Source organism: Thauera aminoaromatica S2, assembly GCF_000310185.1.
Taxonomy (GTDB): domain Bacteria; phylum Pseudomonadota; class Gammaproteobacteria; order Burkholderiales; family Rhodocyclaceae; genus Thauera; species Thauera aminoaromatica.
This window is the reverse complement of record NZ_AMXD01000002.1, coordinates 85,891-106,413: the sequence shown is the minus strand read 5'-3', so window position 1 is coordinate 106,413 and position 20,523 is coordinate 85,891. Positions and strand designations below refer to the sequence as shown.

The following is a 20,523-nucleotide window of genomic DNA, read 5'->3' as shown; positions in this document are numbered from 1 at the left end:
GCCCCTTCCAACCGGCTGGACCCCGCCGCCGCATGACCGGAATCAACGCGCTCTTCCTGCTCACCGGCCTGCTGCTGTTCATCAGCGTGCTCGCCAGCACCATCTCCGCCCGGCTCGGCTTGCCGCTGCTGCTGCTCTTTCTCGGCGTCGGCATGCTCGCCGGCGAGGACGGGCCGGGCGGCATCGTCTTCGAGGACTTCTTCATCGCCTCGCTGATCGCGCAGGCGGCGCTCTCGGTGATCCTGCTCGACGGCGGCCTGCGCACGCGGGTGAGCAGCTTCCGGGTGGCGCTGAGGCCGGCCGCGGTGCTGGCCAGCTGGGGCGTGATCGGTACGGCGGCCCTGCTCGGCGTGTTCGCCACCTGGCTCCTCGATGTCGACTGGCGGCTGGGCATGCTGCTCGCGGCGATCGTCGGCTCGACCGATGCGGCCGCGGTGTTCGCGCTCCTGCGCAACAGCGGCGTCCGCCTCAACGAGCGCGTCCAGGCCACGCTGGAGATCGAGTCCGGTGCCAACGATCCGATGGCGATCCTGCTCGTTACCGCCATGGTCGGCACGCTGCTGCAGCCCGAGACCGCCACGCTCGGCAGTTTCGTCTGGATGCTGGCGAGCCAGCTCGGACTCGGCGCCATCCTCGGCCTTGCCGGGGGCTGGGTGCTGTCGCGGCTGATGATGCGGCTGGCGCTGCCCGACGGGCTGTATGCGTTGCTGATCCTGTCCGGCGGCACCTTGGTTTTCGCGGCGACCAACCTGCTGAACGGCAGCGGCTTTCTCGCCGTGTACCTGGCAGGCATCGTCGTCGGCAACCGCCGCAGCCATGCCACCGAGCACGTCCTGCGGGTGATGGACGGCCTGGCCTGGCTCGCCCAGGCGGGCATGTTCGTCGTGCTGGGGCTGCTGGTGACACCGTCGAAGATGATCGATCATGCCGCCGAGGCGCTGGCGATGGCGGTGTTCCTGATGCTGGTGGCGCGGCCGCTGGCGGTGGCGATCGGGCTGCTGCCCTTCCGCTATCCGCGCAACGAGCTCCTCTACGTGAGCTGGGTGGGCCTGCGCGGCGCGGTGCCGGTGGTGCTCGCGATCGTGCCGGTGGTGATGGGCGTGCCCGATTCGCAACTGCTGTTCAACGTCGCCTTCGCGGTGGTGCTGCTGTCCTTGCTGGTTCAGGGCGCGACCGTGCCGCTGGCGGCGCGCTGGCTGGGTGTCGAGGTGCCGCCGCGCGACGAGCCGCGTGACAAGCGCGAGGTGTGGGTGGGCGAGGCGGCGGCGGTGGACATGCTGGAGTTCTGCGTCGCGGCCGGCGCCAAGGCCGACGGGCGCCATCCCGACGAGCTCGGCACCGACCATCCCGGCCACGACGTGCGCTGCGTGGCCTTGGTGCGCGAGGGCAGCCTGCACCGCCTGACCCCCGACACCCGCCTGCGTCCTGGCGACTCGGTGTGGATGATCGCGCCCGACGAAATCTCCGAACAGCTCGCGCGCACTTTCGCCGGCAGTCGCGGCGAACTCACCGCCAACGCCAGCTTCTTCGGCGAGTTCGTGGTCGACCCCGACAGCCGTGCGAGCGACCTCGCCGACGCCTACGGCCTGCGCATCGCGGAGGCCGAGCGCGAGCTGGCGATGGGCGAGTTGCTCGCCGTCCGCCTCGGCCGCCCGCCAGTGGTCGGCGACCGCGTCGACATCGGTGCCTTCGCGCTCACGGTGCGCGAGATGGGCGACAAGGGCCGCATCACCGCCCTCGGCCTCAAGTGCCCGCCGTTCGGCGGAGGGCGTTGAGGCGGGCCGCATTGGCCGCACGATGCCGACCCGAATCCGCCGTACGGGCCGCCGCCGCCGCGATGCTGTAAAATCGCGGTTTTTTTCGGGGGCTTGAAGGATGACCGCTCGCATCATCGACGGCAACGCGCTGTCCGCGCGCGTGCGCGGCGAAATCGCCGAACGTGCGGCCGCGCTCACGGCGCTTGGCGTGCAACCCTGCCTGGCGGTGATGCTGGTGGGCGCCGACCCGGCCTCGGCGGTCTACGTGCGCAACAAGGTCGCCGGCTGCGAGAAGGCCGGCATCCGCTCGCTGCGCTTCGACTACCCCGAGACCGCCACCCAGGCCGAGGTCATGGCCAAGCTCGCCGAGCTCAACGCCGACCCCGCGGTGCATGGCATCCTGGTGCAGCTGCCGCTGCCGAAGCATCTCGACGAGACCGCGGTGCTCGAGGCGATCGACCTCAAGAAGGACGTCGACGGCTTCCACGCCGAGAACGTCGGCCGCCTGTCGCAGTGCCGCGAGGCCTTCATCCCGTGCACGCCGCACGGTGTCATGAAGATGCTCGAGTCCAGCGGCACGCCGGTGCAGGGGGCCGAGGCGGTGGTGATCGGGCGCTCGAACATCGTCGGCAAGCCGATGGCCACGCTGCTGACCAACGCTGGCGCCACCGTCACCGTGTGCCACTCCAGGACGAAGGACCTCGCCTTCCACACCCGCCGCGCCGACATCCTGGTGGCGGCGATCGGCAAGCCGCGCTTCGTCACCGGCGACATGATCAAGCCGGGCGCCACCGTGATCGACGTCGGCATCAATCGCCTCCAGGACGGCCCCGACGCCGGCAAGCTGTGTGGCGACGTGGATTTTGAGTCGGCCAGGGAAGTCGCCGGCGCGATCACCCCGGTGCCGGGCGGCGTGGGGCCGATGACCATCACCATGCTGCTGGAAAACACCGTGATTTCCGCCGAACGCGCCGCGAGCGATCGCAAGCTCGCGGCCGGCAAGTGAGGACTGCGAGATGAACGAAACCCAACCCGTCGTCGGCATCATCATGGGCTCCAACTCCGACTGGCCCACGATGAAGGCGGCCGCGAAGATGCTGGAAGACTTCGGCGTGCCCTTCGAGGCCAAGGTCGTCTCCGCCCACCGCACCCCCGACCTGATGTTCGAGTACGCCGAGGCCGCGCGCAGCCGCGGGCTCAAGGCGATCATCGCGGGCGCCGGCGGTGCGGCCCACCTGCCGGGCATGGTCGCGGCCAAGACCACGCTGCCGGTGCTCGGTGTGCCGGTGCAGTCGAAGGCGCTGTCGGGGCAGGACTCGTTGCTCTCCATCGTGCAGATGCCCAAGGGCATCCCGGTCGCCACCTTCGCCATCGGCGAGGCGGGCGCGGCCAACGCGGGCCTCTTCGCGGTGGCGCTGCTCGCGGTCGAGGATGCCGTGCTGGCGCACAAGCTCGCCGACTTCCGTGCCCGCCAGACCCAGGCGGTGCTCGACATGACCCTGGATTGAGCGTCGCATCATGATCCTCCCGCCTGCCACCCTGGGCATGCTCGGCGGCGGCCAGCTCGGCCGCTTTTTCGTTTCGGCCGCGCACGAGATGGGCTACAAGGTCTGGGTGCTCGACCCCGATCCGCACAGCCCCGCCGGCCTCGTCGCCGACCGCCACCTGGTCGCCGCCTACGACGACTACGTCGCCCTCGACAGCCTGGGCAACGAATGCGCTGCGGTGACCACCGAGTTCGAGAACGTCCCCGCCGACACGCTCGACTACCTGACCAAGTTCATCCCGGTACACCCGGCGGCGAGCGCGGTCGCGGTGTGCCAGAACCGCATCGCCGAAAAGACCTTCCTCGCCGACAACGGCCTGCCGCACGGCCCCTTCGCGGTCGTCCGCAGCGAGGACGACGTGCGCGCAGCCAATGCCGGGCTGTTCCCCGCCATCCTCAAGGTGGCCCGCTTCGGCTACGACGGCAAGGGCCAGTCCCGCGTCGCCGACCGCGACGAGGCGCTCGCCGCCTTCCAGCACTTCAAGGGCGAGCCCTGCGTGCTGGAGAAGATGCTGGCGCTGGACTACGAGGTGTCGGTGGTGCTGGCGCGCGACGAGGCGGGCAATGTGCGCGCCTTCCCGACCGGCGAGAACCGCCACCGCAACGGCATCCTCGACGTGACCATCGCGCCGGCGCGCGCGTCGGCCTTCCCCAGTGAGGGTACGCAACTGAGCGCGCAGGAGATCGCCGAGCGCATCGCCGGCAAGCTCGGCTACGTCGGCACGCTGGGGGTGGAGTTCTTCGTCTGCCGCGGCGAGCTGGTGGTGAACGAGATGGCCCCGCGCCCGCACAACAGCGGCCACCACACCATCGACGCCTGCGACGCCAGCCAGTACGAGCAGCAGGTGAGGGCGCTGTGCGGCCTGCCGCTGGCCACTCCGCGCCAGCATTCGGCGGCGGTGATGGTGAATCTGCTTGGCGAGCTGTGGTACGAGGATGGCAAGGGCCATGGTGCCTACCGCGAGCCCGACTGGTCGGTGCTGCACGCGGTGCCCGGCCTGCGCCTGCATCTCTACGGCAAGCACCACGCCCGCCCGGGGCGCAAGATGGGCCATTTCGTGGTGATCGGCGACGATGCCGCCGTGGTGCTCGAGCGCGCGCTCGCCGCGCGTGCCGCGATCGGCATCCGCGACGAGTGAGCGCCGGCCGATGAGTACCCCCGGGGCCGGACGGCGCGGCCGCATCGAATCCTCCACGCCCGCCGCGATCGCCGAGGCTGCTGCCCTGCTGCGTGCGGGCGAACTCGTCGGCATGCCGACCGAGACGGTCTACGGGCTGGCCGCCGACGCGCTCGACCCCGAGGCGGTGAAGAAAATCTTCGCCGCCAAGGGCCGTCCCGCCGACCACCCGCTGATCGTGCACCTGCCCTCGGTCGAGCACCTGCCGCAGTGGGCCGCCGCCATCCCCAAGGACGCGCTCGCGCTCGCGCGCGCCTTCTGGCCCGGCCCGCTGACGCTGATCCTGAAGCGCACACCCGACGTACCCGACGAAGTCACCGGCGGGCAGGACACGGTCGGCGTGCGCGTGCCCGCGCACCCGGTCGCGCTCGCCCTGCTGCGGGCCTTCGACGGCGGGCTGGCCGCGCCCAGCGCCAACCGCTTCGGCCGTATCAGCCCCACCACCGCCGCGCATGTGCATGAAGAACTCGGCGAGCGCGTGGCGATGATCCTCGACGGCGGTGCCTGCGCGGTCGGCATCGAATCCACCATCCTCGACTTCTCGCGCGACGTGCCGGAGATCCTGCGCCCGGGCGCGATCACGCCCGAGGACATCGCGCGCGTCATCGGCCGCCGGCCGCGGGTGCCGGGCGAGTCGGTCGCGGAAACCGCTTCCGCGCGGGCAGGGCAGTGCGGCGACGCGTCCGGACTCGCGGAAGCCGCCGCCCCCAACGCCGCAGCCGACGCAGCGCAGCCCGCTCCGCGCGTCTCCGGCGCACTCGCCGCCCATTACGCCCCGCGCACCCCGCTGCGCCTGGTCGAGCCCGCGCTGCTCGCCGACGAGGCCGCCGCGCTGGCGGGCGAGGGCAGCCGCGTCGCAGTGCTCGCCCACTCAACCTCCGATCCGCGTGACGCCCGCCTGAGCTGGCGCAGCCTGCCGGCCGATCCCGCCGCCTACGCCCAGGGCCTGTACGCCAGCCTGCGCGCCCTCGACGGCGTCGGCGCCGACTTAATCCTGATCGAAGCGCTCCCCGGCGGCCCCGGCTGGCGCGCCGTCGCCGACCGCCTCGGCCGCGCCGCCGTCGGCTCCGGCGCAACTGACTAGCCCTGCCGCGCCCTCGCGCTACCTGCCCCGCAGGAGCGACGCAAGTCGCGATGACGGCCTCCGAGCCTTCACCGACGCCTCATCACCGCCCCACCGCCGGATCGCGACTCGCGTCGCTCCTGCAAAGGGCACACGTAGGAGCGACGCAAGTCGCGATGACGGCCTCCGAGCCTTTACCGACGCCTCATCACCGCCCCACCGCCGGATCGTGACTCGCGTCGCTCCTGCAAAGGGCACACGTAGCCTCGAACGGCGCAAATGTGCGCAAGGCACTTCCCTTTCGCGCGGGGTCTCACTATAATGCGCGCTCTTTCAGGGCCGATAGCTCAGCTGGGAGAGCGCTGCGTTCGCAATGCAGAGGTCGGGAGTTCGATCCTCCTTCGGTCCACCAAGAATTCCTAGCAAAAACAGCGCATTACACTTTGCAGTGTGATGCGCTGTTTTGCTTTGTATGGCAGGTTTTTGCTGAGTCAGTGTGGCAAAGTTGTGCCGGGTAGTGCCATTGCCAAGTGCATAGCAAAGCCGTGCCGCTATCATGCGGACTACGCCGCAGTGGTCTTCCGTCCCTTCCTGCAGTCGGTTTGTCGTCTGCTGCGTGCTTGACGACCTCATTCAGGTCGCGTTGGCCAAACGCAGCAAGCGACAGATTTCCGGATGGCGCAGACACCGCAAACCCTCCAGCCAAAGTGCTTGATCTTCGATCTTGAGACTGTTCCGCAAGCAGACGGTGGCCGGCAGCAGATCATCAAGATCGGAGCATTGCGACCGGATACCGGTGAAACGCTCGAGCTGAATACCGGCGCGGGGCTTCGTGCGGCGCTCGTCCGCCTCGATGCGATGTCCGCGGGGGCGAGCTTCGTGCTCGGGCACAATGTGTTGGCTCATGACTTGCCCGTGTTGCGCGAGGTTGCGCCCAACTCTGCGCTGCTGCAGCTTCCGGTGATCGACACACTGCACCTGTCGCCGCTCGCCTTTCCGCAGAACCCCTACCACCGGCTGATCAAGGACTACAAGCTGATCCGCGACAGCCTGAACTCGCCGCTGTCCGACTGCCGCTCGACACTGACGCTGTTCGCCGACCAGCAGAACGGTTTCGACAAGCTGTTCGAGGCGAATCCCGAGGAGTTGCTGTGCTACCAGGCCTTGATCGCGCCGCGCACCGGAGCGGGGCTGGGTAATTTCCTGTTTGCGCTCACGCGGCGCGCTCCCTTGTCGCTGGCGGAGGTCGCCTGTCGCCTGCCGGCCTTGCTGGCGGAGACCGACCCCGCGCTCGAGCGCGAACTCAAGGTCTGCCGCACCCGGCTGACAGGTCTGCTAGAGGACGATCTGCGACGGCCCGAACTGCATTGGCCGATCGCCTACGTGCTGGCATGGCTGCGGGTGTCGGGTGGTAATTCGGTGCTCGCCCCTTGGGTGCGCCACCAGTTCCCGGCGGTGGGGCAGCTGATCGCCGAGTTGCGCGATCGGCCTTGCGACGACCCCGGCTGCACCTACTGCCGCACGACGCACGACCCCCGGCGGGAACTCAAGCGCTACTTTGGCTTCGACGATTTTCGCTACGAGGCGGAAGGCCGCAGCATGCAGCACGACATCGTCCTGGCCGGCATGCGAAGCGAGCCGGTGTTGGCCGTGCTTGCCACCGGTGGCGGCAAGTCGATCTGCTATCAACTGCCGGCGCTGAATCGCTATCACCGCAACGGCAGCCTCACAGTGATCATCTCGCCGCTGCAGTCGCTGATGAAAGATCAGGTGGACGGCCTGCTCGCGCGCAACGTCCAGTGTGCGGCCGCATTGAACGGCTTGTTGACCATGCCCGAGCGGGCCGACGTGCTGGAGAAGATCCAGTTGGGCGATGTGGGCATGCTGCTGGTGTCGCCCGAGCAGTTCCGAAACAACGCTTTTCGCAAAGCGATCGCCAATCGGCAGATCGGTGCCTGGATCTTCGATGAGGCGCACTGCCTGTCGAAGTGGGGCAACGATTTCCGACCGGACTACCTTTACGCGGCGCGTTTCATCCGTGAGTTCACCGGCGAGGGTGAGCTCGCCCCGATCGGGTGCTTCACCGCCACCGCCAAGCAGGATGTGCTGGACGACATCCGCAAGCATTTCCTCGATGAGTTGGGCGTTCGCTTCAAGTCCTTCATCGGCACGCCCGAGCGCCCGAACCTGCATTTCGAGGTCTTTCCGGTAGCGGCCGGCGAGAAGTTTGCGCGCACCCACGACTTGCTCCGCGACGAACTCGAGGGGCGTGAGGGCGGTGCCGTGGTGTTCGTCGCCAGCCGCAAGAAGGCGGAAGAGTTGGCCGATTTCCTCATCGGGCAGAACTGGACCTGCAGGCATTTTCACGCTGGACTGCAGCCACACGAGAAGAAGGACATCCAGGACGCTTTCATTCGTGGCGAGCTGCGCGTGATCGTCGCCACCAACGCCTTCGGTATGGGCGTGGACAAGCCGGATGTGCGCCTGGTCGTCCACGCTGATATCCCCGGCTCCTTGGAAAACTACCTTCAGGAAGCAGGCCGTGCCGGGCGGGACCAGGACGATGCCCGTTGCGTCTTGCTTTACGACCCGCAGGACATCGAAACCCAGTTTGGGCTCAGCGAGCGTTCACGGCTGAGCTATAAGGACATCCAGCAGATCCTGAAGAAGCTCCGATTCGAAGCCGCCAAGCGCAAGGGCGGACAGGTGGTGATCACCGCGGGCGAAATTTTGCAGGACGAGACCGTCCAAACCAGCTTCGAGTCGGATGACCGGGATGCGGAAACCAAAGTCGTTACCGCCATCGCCTGGCTGGAGCGTGGGCAGTTTCTACGGCGACAAGAGAACCACACGAAGGTTTTTCCCGCCAAGCTGTGCCTGACTGAGGAAGAGGCGGCAAAGCGGCTCGACAACGCCCGCCTGCCTCACCGGCGTCTCGAGGAATTCCGCGCGATCCTGCGCTACCTGTATTCAGCCGACGCAGACGAGCGCATCAATACCGACCAGTTGATGTTGCTGACCGGGCAGACGAACGAGGAGGTCAGCGCTGCGCTCAGGCAGCTCGAGGCGCTTGGCCTGCTGGAGAACGATTCTCAGCTTACGCTTTACCTGCGTCACGGGATTGCCGGGGCGTCGAGCGAGCGCCTGCAGCGCTGCCTGGCGCTGGAGGCGGCGCTGTTCAAGGTCTTGCGCGAGCTCGCGCCGGACGCGGACGACGGGTCGTGGCAGGACGTCAACCTGCCGCCGCTGACGGCCGCCCTGCGCGAGCGCTGTGGCCAGGCCGAGCTGCTGCCCCTGCATGTCTCCCGCCTGCTTCACAGTCTCGCGCTCGATCGCGACGGCGACAGCCAGCAGCGCAGCAGCTTCGAGCTCCGGCAGGTCAACCGCGACCATCTCAAGCTGCGCATCCGCGGCGGATACAGCTGGTCGCAGGTCGAGGGGCTGGGCGACAAGCGGCGGCGCATCGCCGCGGCGGTGCTGCCCTTCCTGTTCGGCAAGTTGCCACCCGGGCAGCGCGGCAAGGACTTGCTGGTGCAGACCACCTTTGGCGAGCTTCAGCATCTCCTCGCAGCGGACCTGGAACTGTCCACCACGATCAAGCCGGAACAGCGTCTCAAGGCGCTGGAGCACGTGCTGCTCTACCTGCACCACCAGGAGGTGCTGACTCTCAACCACGGCATGACCGTGATGCGGCGGGCGATGACGATCGACATCAACCCGGACAAGCAGGGCCAGCGCTATGTGAAGGACGACTTCCAGCGCCTGGACGAGCACTACCGGGAGCGCCGCATCCAGGTGCATGTGATGCGCGAATACGCCGAGATCGCGCTCAGGGAGATGGCCGACGCCTTGCGGCTGGTCATGCATTACTTCACCCGCAGCAAGGACGATTTCCTGCGCCACTACTTTCCGGGCAAGGAAGAGATCCTGCAGCTTGCCACCAGCGAGGGCTCGTGGAAGGCGATCATCGACGCGCTGAACGCCACGCAGAAGGCCATCGTCACGGACCACCGGGACCAGAACCGGCTCGTGCTCGCCGGCCCGGGTTCAGGCAAGACGCGGGTCGTAGTGCATCGCATCGCTTACCTGTTGCGTGTGCGGCGCGTGCCGGCCGCGGCGATCATCGCGCTCACCTTCAACCGGCATGCGGCCAACGAGATCCGCAAGCGCCTGTTTGCCTTGGTCGGCAACGATGCGATCGGGATCACTGTGCTCACCTATCACGCCATGGCCATGCGGCTGACCGGCACCAGTTTCGATCGCCGCGACAAGGTGGAAGAGGGCGAGCTGGATGCCGTCCTCGACCGCGCTGCGGAACTGCTGGAAGGCCGTGCATCGGTCGAAGGCGAGGACGATCTGCGCGAGCGTCTGTTGCAGGGCTATCGCTACATTCTGGTGGACGAATACCAGGACATCGACGACCGCCAGTACCGGCTCGTCAGCGCGCTCGCCGGGCGGCACGACGAACAGGAGGGTGACCTGTGCATCCTCGCCGTCGGTGACGACGACCAGAACATCTATCAATGGCGGGGCGGCAGCAACCGCCACATCGCACGTTTCTGCGAAGAATACGACGCGCAGATCAGCTATCTGGTCGAGAACTACCGTTCCAGCCGGGCCATCATCGGCGCCGCAAATCACCTGATTGGCCAGAATGCCTCGCGGCTCAAGGTGCAGCATCCCATCCGCATCGATCCGGCGCGTGCGACCGGGCCGGCGGGCGGCGCGTGGGAAGCGCTCGATCCCGAGCGGCGCGGCAGCGTGCTCCGGCTTCGCATTCCGGGGGCGGACCGCAACTGCGGCAACCTCCAGGCCCAGGCTGTAATCGCAGAGTTGGACCGGCTCCGGGCACTGGAGGTGCGGGATCACTGGCAGGGTGTGGCAGTGCTGGCGCGCAGTCACCGCTACCTGTGGCCGGTGCAGGCCTTGTGCGAGCGCAAAGGCATTCCGTATTTCCTTGCGGCGGACAAGCAGAACGGCTTGCCGCTCACCCGGCAGCGTCCCTTCGTCCGCCTGGTCGCGCATCTGCGTGCCCTTGCCGTGCCTTCGCTCGCTGCTGCGGCGCTAGCGCAGCACGCCAGCGAGCTGACCGCGGATCCGGTCTGGCGGGATTTCTTCGCGACCGCGCTTGAGCAACTCGGCAGCGAGTATGGCGATTGCCTTCTTGCGCCGGGAACGATGGTCGACTGGCTCTACGACTACGCCCGCGAGATTCGGCAGCAGCCGCGCCCGGGGCTGTTCCTCGGCACGGTGCACTCGGCAAAGGGGCTCGAGTTCCGCCACGTCGCCGTGCTGGATGGAAACTGGGAGGCGTCGGCCGAGCAGATGGAAGAGGCCCGCAGGCTCTACTACGTAGGCATGACACGGGCGGAGGAAACGTTGACGCTGTGCGACTTCGAGCCCGGCAACGCATTCGTCACGACGCTCAGCGCCGCTACGCAGCACCGCCGTTTTGAAGGCGATCATGACCCAGCGCTGGACGTGCAGTATCAGTTGCTGAGCCTCGGCGATGTCGACATCGGCTTTGCCGGCCGGCAGCGTCCCGGTGCATCGGTGCATGAGGCGATCAGCCGGCTCGAGCCCGGCGATCCGCTGGCGTTGCGCGCCGACGGTGATCGCTACGTGCTCCTCGACCTTCGCGGCAACATGGTCGGACGCACTGCAAAGGCCTTCAAGCTGGCGCTCGAGCCCGAGAGGTGCGAGGTCGCCGGCATCGTCGTGCGATACAAGGAGGAAACCGAGCCCGCGTACATGGATGCGGTCAGGTGCGAGCAGTGGGAGGTCGTCGTTCCGCGGTTGCGCGGCAGCCAGAAGGCCTGACCCCCTGCTGTGCGCGTCTCATCTGCGATAATCCAGCCCAGTTTTCCACCTGCGAGTACGCGCCTTGCATCAACCCAGCATCACGCTCGCCCAGCTCGAATCGCACCTCTGGGAGTCGGCCAACATCCTCCGCGGGCCGGTCGACGCGGCCGATTTCAAGACCTACATCTTTCCGCTGCTCTTCTTCAAGCGCATCTGCGACGTCTGGGACGAGGAATACCAGGAGATCGTCGACGAGACCGGCGACGAGCAGCTCGCGTGGTTCCCCGAGTCGCACCGCTTCCAGATCCCCGACGATTGCCACTGGAACGACGTCCGCGCCAAGGCTGCCAACGTCGGCGCGGCGCTGCAGCACGCGATGCGCGAGATCGAGAAGGCCAACCCCGACACGCTCTATGGCGTGTTCGGCGATGCCCAGTGGTCGAACAAGGAGCGCCTGTCCGATGCGCTGCTCAAGGATCTCATCGAGCACTTCTCGAAGCTGCCGCTCGGCAACGGCAACGTCACGTCCGACCTGCTCGGCGACGCATACGAATACCTGATCAAGAAGTTCGCCGACGCCACCAACAAGAAGGCCGGCGAGTTCTATACGCCGCGCAGCGTGGTGCGGCTGATGATCGACATGCTCGACCCGCGCGAAGGCGAGACCATCTACGACCCCGCCTGCGGCACCGGCGGCATGCTGCTGGCCGCGGTGCAGCACGTGCAGGAGATGCACGGCGACGTGAAGCGCCTGTGGGGCAAGCTCTACGGGCAGGAGAAAAACCTCACCACCTCGTCCATCGCGCGGATGAACCTCTTCCTGCACGGCATCGAGGACTTCAAGATCGTTCGCGGCGACACGCTGCGCAACCCGGCCTTCTTCGACGGCGACCGCCTGTCCGCCTTCGACTGCGTCATTGCCAACCCGCCGTTCTCGTTGGAGAAATGGGGCGAGGATCTGTGGCTCAACGACCCCTTCGGCCGCAACTTCGCCGGCCTGCCGCCCTCTTCGAGCGGTGATTTCGCCTGGGTGCAGCACATGGTCAAGTCCATGGCCGACGGCACCGGCCGCATGGCGGTCGTGCTGCCGCAAGGTGCGCTGTTCCGCAAAGGCGCCGAGGGCGGCATCCGCCAGAAGCTGCTCGAGCTCGACCTCATCGAAGCGGTGATCGGCCTGGCGCCCAACCTGTTCTACGGCACCGGTCTGGCCGCGTGCATCCTGGTGCTGCGCAAGAAGAAGCCCGCCGCGCGCCGGCGCAAGGTGTTGGTCGCCGACGCCTCTCGCCTCTTCCGGCGGGGTAGGGCGCAGAACTATCTAGAGGCCGAGCACGCCGCGCAGATCCTCGGCTGGTATCGCGACTTCCAGGACGTGCAGGACGCGGTGAGGGTCGTCGCGCTCGACGAGATCGAGGCCGAGGACTGGACACTCAACATCTCGCGCTACGTGCTGCCGCCGCTGCAGGAAGACATCCCGCCGCTGCCCGAGGCGATCGCCGCCTTCAAGGACGCGCTCCAGCGCTGCCGCGAGGCCGAAGAGCGCCTCGCCCAGGTCATGGCGGAAGGGGGCTGGCTGAAATGAGCAGGCGCATCACCCAGCAAGAACTCGAAAGCTACCTCTGGGGCGCGGCCGTGTTGCTGCGCGGGCTGATCGACGCCGGCGACTACAAGCAGTTCATCTTCCCGCTGCTGTTCTTCAAGCGGGTCTCCGACGTCTGGGACGAGGAGTACGAGGTCGCGCTGGCCGAGTCCGATGGCGACCTGTCCTATGCCAAATTCGCCGAGAACCATCGCTTCCAGATCCCCGCGGGCGCGCACTGGAACGACGTGCGCCAGACGCCGCGCAACGTCGGCGCCGCCATCCAGCAGGCGATGCGGGCGATCGAGTCTGCCAACCCGGACCTGCTCGACGGCATCTTCGGCGACGCGCCGTGGACCAATCGCGAGCGCCTGCCCGACGAAACGCTCAAGAACCTTATCGAGCACTTCTCCACGCAGACGCTCTCGGTCGCCAACGTGCCCGAGGACGAGCTCGGCAACGCCTACGAATACCTCATCAAGAAGTTCGCCGACGACTCCGGTCACACCGCGGCCGAGTTCTACACCAACCGCACCGTCGTCCACCTGATGACGCAGCTCCTCGCCCCGCAGGCGGGCGAGTCCATCTACGACCCCACCTGCGGTACCGGCGGCATGCTGATCTCCGCGCTGGACGAGGTGAAGCGCTCGGGCGGCGAATACCGCACGCTCAAGCTCTACGGTCAGGAACGCAATCTCATCACCTCGTCGATCGCGCGCATGAACCTCTTCCTGCACGGCGTCGAGGACTTTCAGATCATCCGCGGCGACACCCTCGCCGAGCCGCGCCACATCGAAGGTGACCGGCTGCGCCGCTTCGACGTTATCCTCGCCAACCCGCCGTACTCCGTCAAACAGTGGGACCGCGAGGCGTGGACGCAGGACAAGTGGGGCCGCAACTTCCTCGGCACCCCGCCGCAGGGGCGGGCGGACTACGCCTTCCAGCAGCACATCCTCGGCAGCCTGTCCGACCGCGGTCGCTGCGCCATCCTGTGGCCGCACGGCGTGCTGTTCCGCAACGAGGAAGAGGCCATGCGCAGCAAGATGATCGAGCAGGACTGGGTGGAGGCGGTCGTCGGCCTCGGTCCCAACCTGTTCTACAACTCCCCCATGGAGTCCTGCATCCTGATCTGCAACCGGCGCAAGCCGGCCGAACGCCAGGGCAGGGTGCTGTTCATCGACGCGGTGGGCGAGGTCACGCGCGAGCGCGCACAGAGCTTCCTCAAGCCCGGGCACCAGCAGCGCATCCTCGGTGCCTTCAAGGCCTTCGCCGACGCGCCCGGCTTTGCACGGGTGGCGACGCTCGCCGAACTGCACAAGAACGCCGGCAATCTGTCGATTCCGCTGTACGTGAAGCGCCCGTCGGCCAGTGCCGCCGCCGCGGCGGCCGGCGGCGACCAGCCGGCCAGCCTCGCCGAGGCCTGGGACGCCTGGCAGGAGAGCGGGCGGGCGTTCTGGCAGCAGATGGATGCGCTGGTCGAGACGCTGGACGGGCTCGGCGTGGCGAAGGAGGCAAGCGATGCGTAGCGCGCAGGAACTGCTCGACGAGCTCAATGCCAGCGACGAGTCGCCGCGCATCGAGGCCAAGCGTGCGCGGGAAATCGGCAAGTCGGTGCTGGAGACCGTCATCGCCTTTGCCAACGAGCCCGGCATGGACGGCGGCCACTTGCTGCTCGGCGTCGATTGGTCGATCAACGACAAGGGCGACACCGTTTATCGCCCCGAGGGTGTGCCCGACCCCGACAAGCTGCAGCAGGATCTGGCCTCGCAATGCGCGAGCATGCTCAGTTTTCCATTGCGTCCGGAAATCAGCGTCGAGCGTATCGACGGCAAGACCCTGGTCGTGGTGTATGTGGCCGAGGTGGATAGCGGGCACAAGCCGGTCTATCTCAAGGCCACCAGCCTGCCGCGCGGAGCCTTCCGCCGCATCGGATCGACCGACCAGCGCTGCACCGACGAGGATCTGTGGGTGCTGCGCGGCGACACCCGCCCGCAGAAAGGGCCGGACCAGAGCATTCTCACCGATGCACGCCTGGACGATTTCGACCCCGCCGCGCTGGCCGAATACCGCCGCGTGCGCAGCCGCTTGAACGCCAGCGCCGAGGAGCTCGGCTACAGCGACGATGATCTGCTCGAGGCGCTCGGCGCGGTGCGCTGCGTCGATGGCGAGCCGCGCCCCACGTTGGCCGGCATCCTGCTGTTCGGCAAACCGATGGCGCTGCGCCGCATGCTGCCGATGGTCAAGATCGACTACATCCGCGTGCCTGGCATCGAGTGGATGGAAGACCCGCACGAGCGCTTCCAGTCCATCGAGATCCGCAAGCCGCTGCTGCTGGCGCTGCCCCTGGCCGAAGCCAGCATCATCGACGAGCTGCCCAAGGGTTTCCACCTGCCCGAGGGCGAACTGCACAGCGTCCAGGAGCCGATCGTCCCGCGCAAGGTGATCCGCGAGGCGCTGGCCAATGCGGTGATGCACCGCAGCTACACGCAGCACAGCCCGATCCAGATCATCCGCTACAGCAACCGCATCGAGATCCGCAACGTCGGTCATTCGCTCAAGCCCGTGGCCGAGCTCGGCATTCCAGGCTCACGGCTGCGTAACCCCACCCTGGCTGCCGTGCTCCACGACCTGAACCTGGCCGAAGCCAAAGGCACCGGCATCCGCAGCATGCGCCGCCTGGCTGCCGAGGCCGGACTGACGCTGCCCGAGTTTCACTCCAGCCGCGAGTCGGACGAGTTCCGCGTCACGCTCTTCCTGCACAACCTGCTCACCGAGGACGACCATGCCTGGCTGCGCTCGCTGAGCAGCGAGCCGCTGGATGCCGACGAAACCAAGGTGCTGATTTGCGCTCGCGCCACCGGTGCGGTGGACAACACGGCGTGCCGCGACTTCAGCGGGCTGGACACGCTGACCGCCAGCCGCGTGCTGCGCCGCCTGCGAGACAAGGGTTTGCTGGAAAAACATGGGGGAGGCAGCCACACGTATTACGAACTGGCCAGCCCAACAATCCCCACGCCGCTTGCAATCCACCCAAGCTCCAGTGCGCCAGCAGGGGAGGCTTGCAACCCAAAGCATGCAACCTTGCCTCTCGAGCTTGCAACCTTGCTTGCAACCCTACAGGGCCGCGTCAGCACGGAAGCCTTGCGTGGAGGCATTGTGCGCCTGTGCGCATGGCAGGCTTTGGGCGTGGACCAGCTTGCAAGCTTTCTGAACAAAGACCGGCACTACTTGCGCAACAAGCACCTGATTCCAATGGTGCGAGAGGGGCAGCTGCGCTTTCGCTACCCCGAAAGCGCTAAACACCCGCACCAGGCCTATGTCGCCGCCGGCGCGGAGGACAGGAACAATGGCTGAGAAGCAACTGAAGCCCGGCTGGAAGGTGTGGCGCTTTGACCAGATCGCCACCAACGTCAACGAGCGGGTCGACAACCCTTCCGAATCCGGCATGGAGCATTACGTCGGCCTCGAGCACCTCGATTCCGATTCGCTGAAGATCCGGCGCTGGGGCAGTCCGGACGACGTCGAGGCGACCAAGCTCGTCTTCCGCAAGGGTGACATCATCTTCGGGCGCCGCCGGGCGTATCAGCGCAAGCTCGGGGTGGCGGAGTTCGACGGCATTTGCTCGGCCCATGCCATGGTGCTGCGGGCGAAGCCTGATGTCGTGTTGCCGGAGTTCCTGCCGTTTTTCATGCAAAGCGATGTTTTCATGAATCGAGCGGTGGAGATCTCGGTTGGGTCGTTGTCGCCGACGATCAACTGGAGGACTTTAGCGGTACAGGACTTTGCTCTACCACCACTTGATGCTCAGGGTGCAATAGTTGAATTACTCAACGCGTGCGCGGAAAGTACCCGGCGTTCGGAAGATGCACTTAACGCCGCAAGGCATGTCCTCCAAGCGTACAAAGACACTCTGGTTGGCAGAGCAGGGCCCGGCAAGTCAGAGAGTTGCCTATTGAGCGGCCTGTTGCTTCAGTCTCCAGAGAGTGGATGCAGTGCGCCACCGCGGGACGCAGTTACCGGCCACTTTGTGTTGGGCTTGGCATCATTGTCCCGCACCGGATACGTGTCGGGAGACTTCAAATCAGTTGAGCCGACCAGCAGAATGCTCGCTGCGAGGCTTGCTGTCGGCGACCTCCTGATATCTCGATCGAATACAGCAGATCGTGTCGGATACGTGGGGATCTTCACTGACGAACGAAATGACGTTTCTTTCCCCGACACAATGATGCGGTTGAAGCCGAACCCTTTCCTGATCGATCCTCGCTACCTCGAAGCATTGATGCAAGCGACTCCCGCACGGGAATATCTCATGAGGATTGCTGCAGGAACGAGCGCAAGCATGAAGAAGATAAATCGCGCCAATCTGCTCAATATGCCACTGAGGGTGCCACCGCTTGAGGACCAGCGAGTGTTTCTGGCAACTCTGGGTACGCTCAGGAAAGCTATGAATGCGCAGTTGGAACGACTCGAGACGGCGCGTAGTTTTGCGAGAAAAGCTGCGGCAACGGCGCTGGATGGAGGTTAGATGTTCACTGAATCCAACACCGTCGAGGCCTACCTGTCCGACCTCCTGGCGGACTTAGGCAACCCCCTCGCTAATAAGGCCGAAGAGCCCTCTCCCAACTACCTCCGCAAGCCAAGGCGCACTGGTTGGCACTTCGCAGCCCCCGCCGACATCCCCCGCCAGCCGCATGAGCTCCTCGTCGAACCCTGGCTGCGCGACGCCCTCATCCGCCTCAACCCCGAAATCGCGGCCCGGCCCGATCTGGCCGACGAAGTCCTCTACAAGCTGCGCGCCATCGTGCTGTCGGTGCGTTCCGACGGCCTGATCCGCGCCAACGAGGAAATGGCCGCCTGGATGCGCGGCGAACGCTCGATGCCGTTCGGGCCGAACAACGAGCATGTGCCGGTGCGGCTGATCGACTTCGACGACCCGGCGTGCAACGACTTCGTCCTTACCCGTCAATTCACTTTCCGCGCCGGCTCCGCCGAGCGTCGGGCCGATCTGGTGCTGCTGGTCAATGGCCTGCCGCTGGTGCTGATCGAGGCCAAGACGCCGGTGAAGAAGTGCATCAGCTGGGTCGACGGCGCGCTGCAGGTGCATGAGGACTACGAGAAGTTCGTCCCCGAGCTGTTCGTCTGCAACGTGTTCTCGGTGGCGACCGAGGGCAAGGAGTTCCGCTACGGCTCGATCGGCCTGCCGGTGAAGGACTGGGGGCCGTGGAACCTGGATGGCGGGGCGGACGATGCGCGCGGCCAGACGCATCCGCTGAAGTCGCTGCGGCAGTCGGTCGAAAGCATGCTGCGTCCGCAGGTGGTGCTCGACATTCTCGCCAGCTTCACGCTGTTCGCTACCGACAAGAAGAAGCGCCGCATCAAGATCATCTGCCGCTACCAGCAATACGAGGCGGCCAACAAGATCGTCGAGCGCGTGCTGGCGGGCCAGCCGAAGAAGGGCCTGATCTGGCATTTCCAGGGTTCGGGCAAGTCGCTGCTGATGGTGTTCGCGGCGCAGAAGCTGCGCATGCACCCGCGGCTGAAGAACCCCACGGTGCTGATCGTGGTGGACCGCATCGACCTTGATACCCAGATCACCGGCACCTTCACCGGCGCCGACATCCCCAACCTGGAAAAGGCCGACTCGCGCGAGAAGCTGCAGCAACTGCTGGCGCAGGACGTGCGCAAGATCATCATCACGACGATCTTCAAGTTCGGCGAAACGCCAAACGGGAAAGCCGGGGCGCTGAACGAGCGCAGCAACATCATCGCCCTGGTCGACGAGGCGCACCGCACCCAGGAAGGCGACCTCGGCCGCAAGATGCGCGAGGCGCTGCCCAATGCCTTCCTGTTCGGCCTCACCGGCACGCCGATCAACCGCGCCGACCGCAACACCTTCTACGCCTTCGGTGCCGACGAGGACGAGAAGGGCTACCTGAGCCGCTACGGCTTCGAGGAGTCGATCCGCGACGGCGCCACGCTGCGGCTGCACTTCGAGCCGCGGCTGGTGGACCTGCACATCGACAAGGCCGCGATCGACGAGGCCTACAAGGACCTGACCGGCGGCCTGTCCGACCTCGACCGCGACAACCTCGCCAAGACCGCAGCCAAGATGGCGGTGCTGGTGAAGACGCCCGAGCGCATCCGCCGCATCTGCGAGGACATCGTCCAGCACTACCAGAGCAAGGTCGAGCCCAACGGCTTCAAGGGCCAGGTCGTCACCTTCGATCGCGAGTCCTGCCTGCTGTTCAAGGCCGAGCTCGACAAGCTGCTGCCGGCCGAGGCGACCGACATCGTCATGTCGGTGCAGCCGGGCGACCGCAAGGAGCGTCCCGAATACGCCCGCTACGACCGCAGCCGCGACGAGGAAGAGCGCCTGCTCGACCGCTTCCGCGACCCGGCCGACCCGCTCAAGCTGATCATCGTCACCGCCAAGCTGCTCACCGGCTTCGACGCCCCCATCCTGCAGGCGATGTACCTCGACAAGCCGCTGCGCGACCACACGCTGCTGCAGGCGATTTGCCGGGTGAACCGCACCTATTCCGAGCAGAAGACCCACGGCCTCATCGTTGACTACCTCGGCATCTTCGACGATGTGGCTGCCGCCCTGGAGTTCGACGACCAGAGCGTGAAGCAGGTCATCAGCAACATCCAGGAGCTGAAGGACACGCTGCCTGAGGCGATGCAGAAATGCCTTGGCTTCTTTCCCGGCGTCGACCGCAGCCAGCAAGGCTACGAAGGCTTGATCGCCGCCCAGCAGTGCCTGCCGAACAACGACACCCGCGACGCCTTCGCCGCGGAATACAGCGTGCTCGCGCGCATCTGGGAAGCACTGTCGCCCGACCCGCTGCTTGGACAGTACGAGACCGACTACAAGTGGCTGTCGCAGATCTACCAGTCGGTGCAGCCGTCGAGCGGCCACGGCAAGCTGATCTGGCATTCGCTCGGCGCCAAGACCATCGAGCTGATCCACCAGAACGTGCATGTCGACGCCATCCGCGACGACCTCGACACCTTGGTGCTCGACGCCGACCTGCTCGAGGCCGTGCTGTCGAACCCTGACCCGAAGAAGGCGAAGGAACTCGAGATCAAGCTCAACCGCCGGCTGCGCAAGCACCAGGGCAATCCGAAGTTCAAGGATCTATCCGAGCGGCTGGATGCGCTCAAGGAGCGCTTCGAGTCCGGCCAGATCAACAGCGTCGACTTCCTCAAGCAGCTGCTGCAGATCGCCAAGGAAACCCTGCAGGCTGAAAGGGAGACCCCTCCCGAGGAAGACGAGGACCGCGGCAAGGCCGCGCTGACCGCGCTATTCAACGAGGTGAAGACCCCCGAGACGCCGATCATCGTCGAGCGCGTGGTGACGGACATCGACGAGATCGTGCGCCTGGTGCGCTTCCCGGGATGGCAGGGGACGCAGGCGGGGGAACGGGAGGTGAAGAAGGCGCTGCGGAAGGCCTTGTTCAAGTACAAGCTGCACGCGGACGAGGAGCTGTTCGAGAAGGCGTTCAGTTATATCCGGCAGTATTACTGAGCGACCCGAGCATCAACGGGCAAAACGACACATGACCACGCAGACCCATTTCAGCCTTCTGCCGCCCGTTACA

11 protein-coding genes and 1 tRNA gene are annotated in these 20,523 nt (G+C 66.3%); all 12 read left to right on the top strand.

All coding sequences use genetic code 11. From position 1 onward, the window contains the following. Positions 1-32 precede the first annotated feature (32 nt). Positions 33-1,775, top strand: a complete 1,743-nt coding sequence (locus C665_RS01340; RefSeq protein WP_004298187.1) for a potassium/proton antiporter — start codon at positions 33-35, stop codon at positions 1,773-1,775. A gap of 100 nt (positions 1,776-1,875) precedes the next feature. Further along, the gene (gene folD, locus C665_RS01335) at positions 1,876-2,763 is read left to right on the top strand and encodes a bifunctional methylenetetrahydrofolate dehydrogenase/methenyltetrahydrofolate cyclohydrolase FolD (protein WP_004298184.1); all 888 of its coding nucleotides are present in this window, start codon (positions 1,876-1,878) and stop codon (positions 2,761-2,763) included. 10 nt (positions 2,764-2,773) lie between these two features. Next, a complete protein-coding gene (gene purE / locus C665_RS01330) occupies positions 2,774-3,265 on the top strand; it encodes a 5-(carboxyamino)imidazole ribonucleotide mutase (RefSeq protein ID WP_004298182.1) in 492 nt (163 codons plus the stop codon). A 10-nt stretch (positions 3,266-3,275) separates the two neighbouring features. After that, a complete protein-coding gene (locus C665_RS01325; RefSeq protein ID WP_004298181.1) occupies positions 3,276-4,442 on the top strand; it encodes a 5-(carboxyamino)imidazole ribonucleotide synthase in 1,167 nt (388 codons plus the stop codon). 10 nt (positions 4,443-4,452) lie between these two features. Then, the gene (locus C665_RS01320) at positions 4,453-5,565 is read left to right on the top strand and encodes an L-threonylcarbamoyladenylate synthase (RefSeq protein ID WP_004298179.1); all 1,113 of its coding nucleotides are present in this window, start codon (positions 4,453-4,455) and stop codon (positions 5,563-5,565) included. 315 nt (positions 5,566-5,880) lie between these two features. Beyond that, positions 5,881-5,956, top strand: a tRNA-Ala gene (locus tag C665_RS01315). Between the two features lie 299 nt (positions 5,957-6,255). Further along, a complete protein-coding gene (locus C665_RS01310) occupies positions 6,256-11,364 on the top strand; it encodes a RecQ family ATP-dependent DNA helicase (protein ID WP_004298177.1) in 5,109 nt (1,702 codons plus the stop codon). A 64-nt stretch (positions 11,365-11,428) separates the two neighbouring features. Beyond that, entirely contained in the window at positions 11,429-12,925 is a 1,497-nt protein-coding gene (locus C665_RS01305; RefSeq protein ID WP_004298176.1) for a type I restriction-modification system subunit M, read from the top strand. Then, positions 12,922-14,448 carry a type I restriction-modification system subunit M gene (locus tag C665_RS01300; RefSeq protein WP_004298174.1) on the top strand — a complete coding sequence of 509 codons (1,527 nt, stop codon included), beginning with the start codon at positions 12,922-12,924 and terminating at the stop codon, positions 14,446-14,448. The genes C665_RS01305 and C665_RS01300 overlap by 4 nt, the downstream gene beginning before the upstream one ends. Then, positions 14,390-16,276, top strand: coding sequence for a DUF8451 domain-containing protein (locus C665_RS01295; RefSeq protein ID WP_245537118.1), 1,887 nt, complete (start codon positions 14,390-14,392; stop codon positions 16,274-16,276). The genes C665_RS01300 and C665_RS01295 overlap by 59 nt, the downstream gene beginning before the upstream one ends. Continuing rightward, positions 16,269-17,447 (top strand): restriction endonuclease subunit S, encoded by a 1,179-nt coding sequence (locus C665_RS01290; protein WP_004298171.1) that lies wholly within the window; start codon positions 16,269-16,271, stop codon positions 17,445-17,447. Before C665_RS01295 ends, C665_RS01290 begins: the two co-directional genes overlap by 8 nt. Then, positions 17,448-20,450, top strand: coding sequence for a type I restriction endonuclease subunit R (locus tag C665_RS01285; RefSeq protein WP_004298169.1), 3,003 nt, complete (start codon positions 17,448-17,450; stop codon positions 20,448-20,450). Positions 20,451-20,523 lie beyond the last annotated feature (73 nt).

What these genes read in the sequence shown, in the direction of transcription:
- C665_RS01340 (WP_004298187.1), top strand. Translation starts at nt 33, where the DNA reads ATGACCGGAATCAACGCGCTCTTCCTGCTCACCGGCCTGCTGCTGTTC.
- folD (WP_004298184.1), top strand. Translation starts at nt 1,876, where the DNA reads ATGACCGCTCGCATCATCGACGGCAACGCGCTGTCCGCGCGCGTGCGC.
- purE (WP_004298182.1), top strand. Translation starts at nt 2,774, where the DNA reads ATGAACGAAACCCAACCCGTCGTCGGCATCATCATGGGCTCCAACTCC.
- C665_RS01325 (WP_004298181.1), top strand. Translation starts at nt 3,276, where the DNA reads ATGATCCTCCCGCCTGCCACCCTGGGCATGCTCGGCGGCGGCCAGCTC.
- C665_RS01320 (WP_004298179.1), top strand. Translation starts at nt 4,453, where the DNA reads ATGAGTACCCCCGGGGCCGGACGGCGCGGCCGCATCGAATCCTCCACG.
- C665_RS01300 (WP_004298174.1), top strand. Translation starts at nt 12,922, where the DNA reads ATGAGCAGGCGCATCACCCAGCAAGAACTCGAAAGCTACCTCTGGGGC.
- C665_RS01295 (WP_245537118.1), top strand. Translation starts at nt 14,390, where the DNA reads ATGCGCTGGTCGAGACGCTGGACGGGCTCGGCGTGGCGAAGGAGGCAA.
- C665_RS01290 (WP_004298171.1), top strand. Translation starts at nt 16,269, where the DNA reads ATGGCTGAGAAGCAACTGAAGCCCGGCTGGAAGGTGTGGCGCTTTGAC.
- C665_RS01285 (WP_004298169.1), top strand. Translation starts at nt 17,448, where the DNA reads ATGTTCACTGAATCCAACACCGTCGAGGCCTACCTGTCCGACCTCCTG.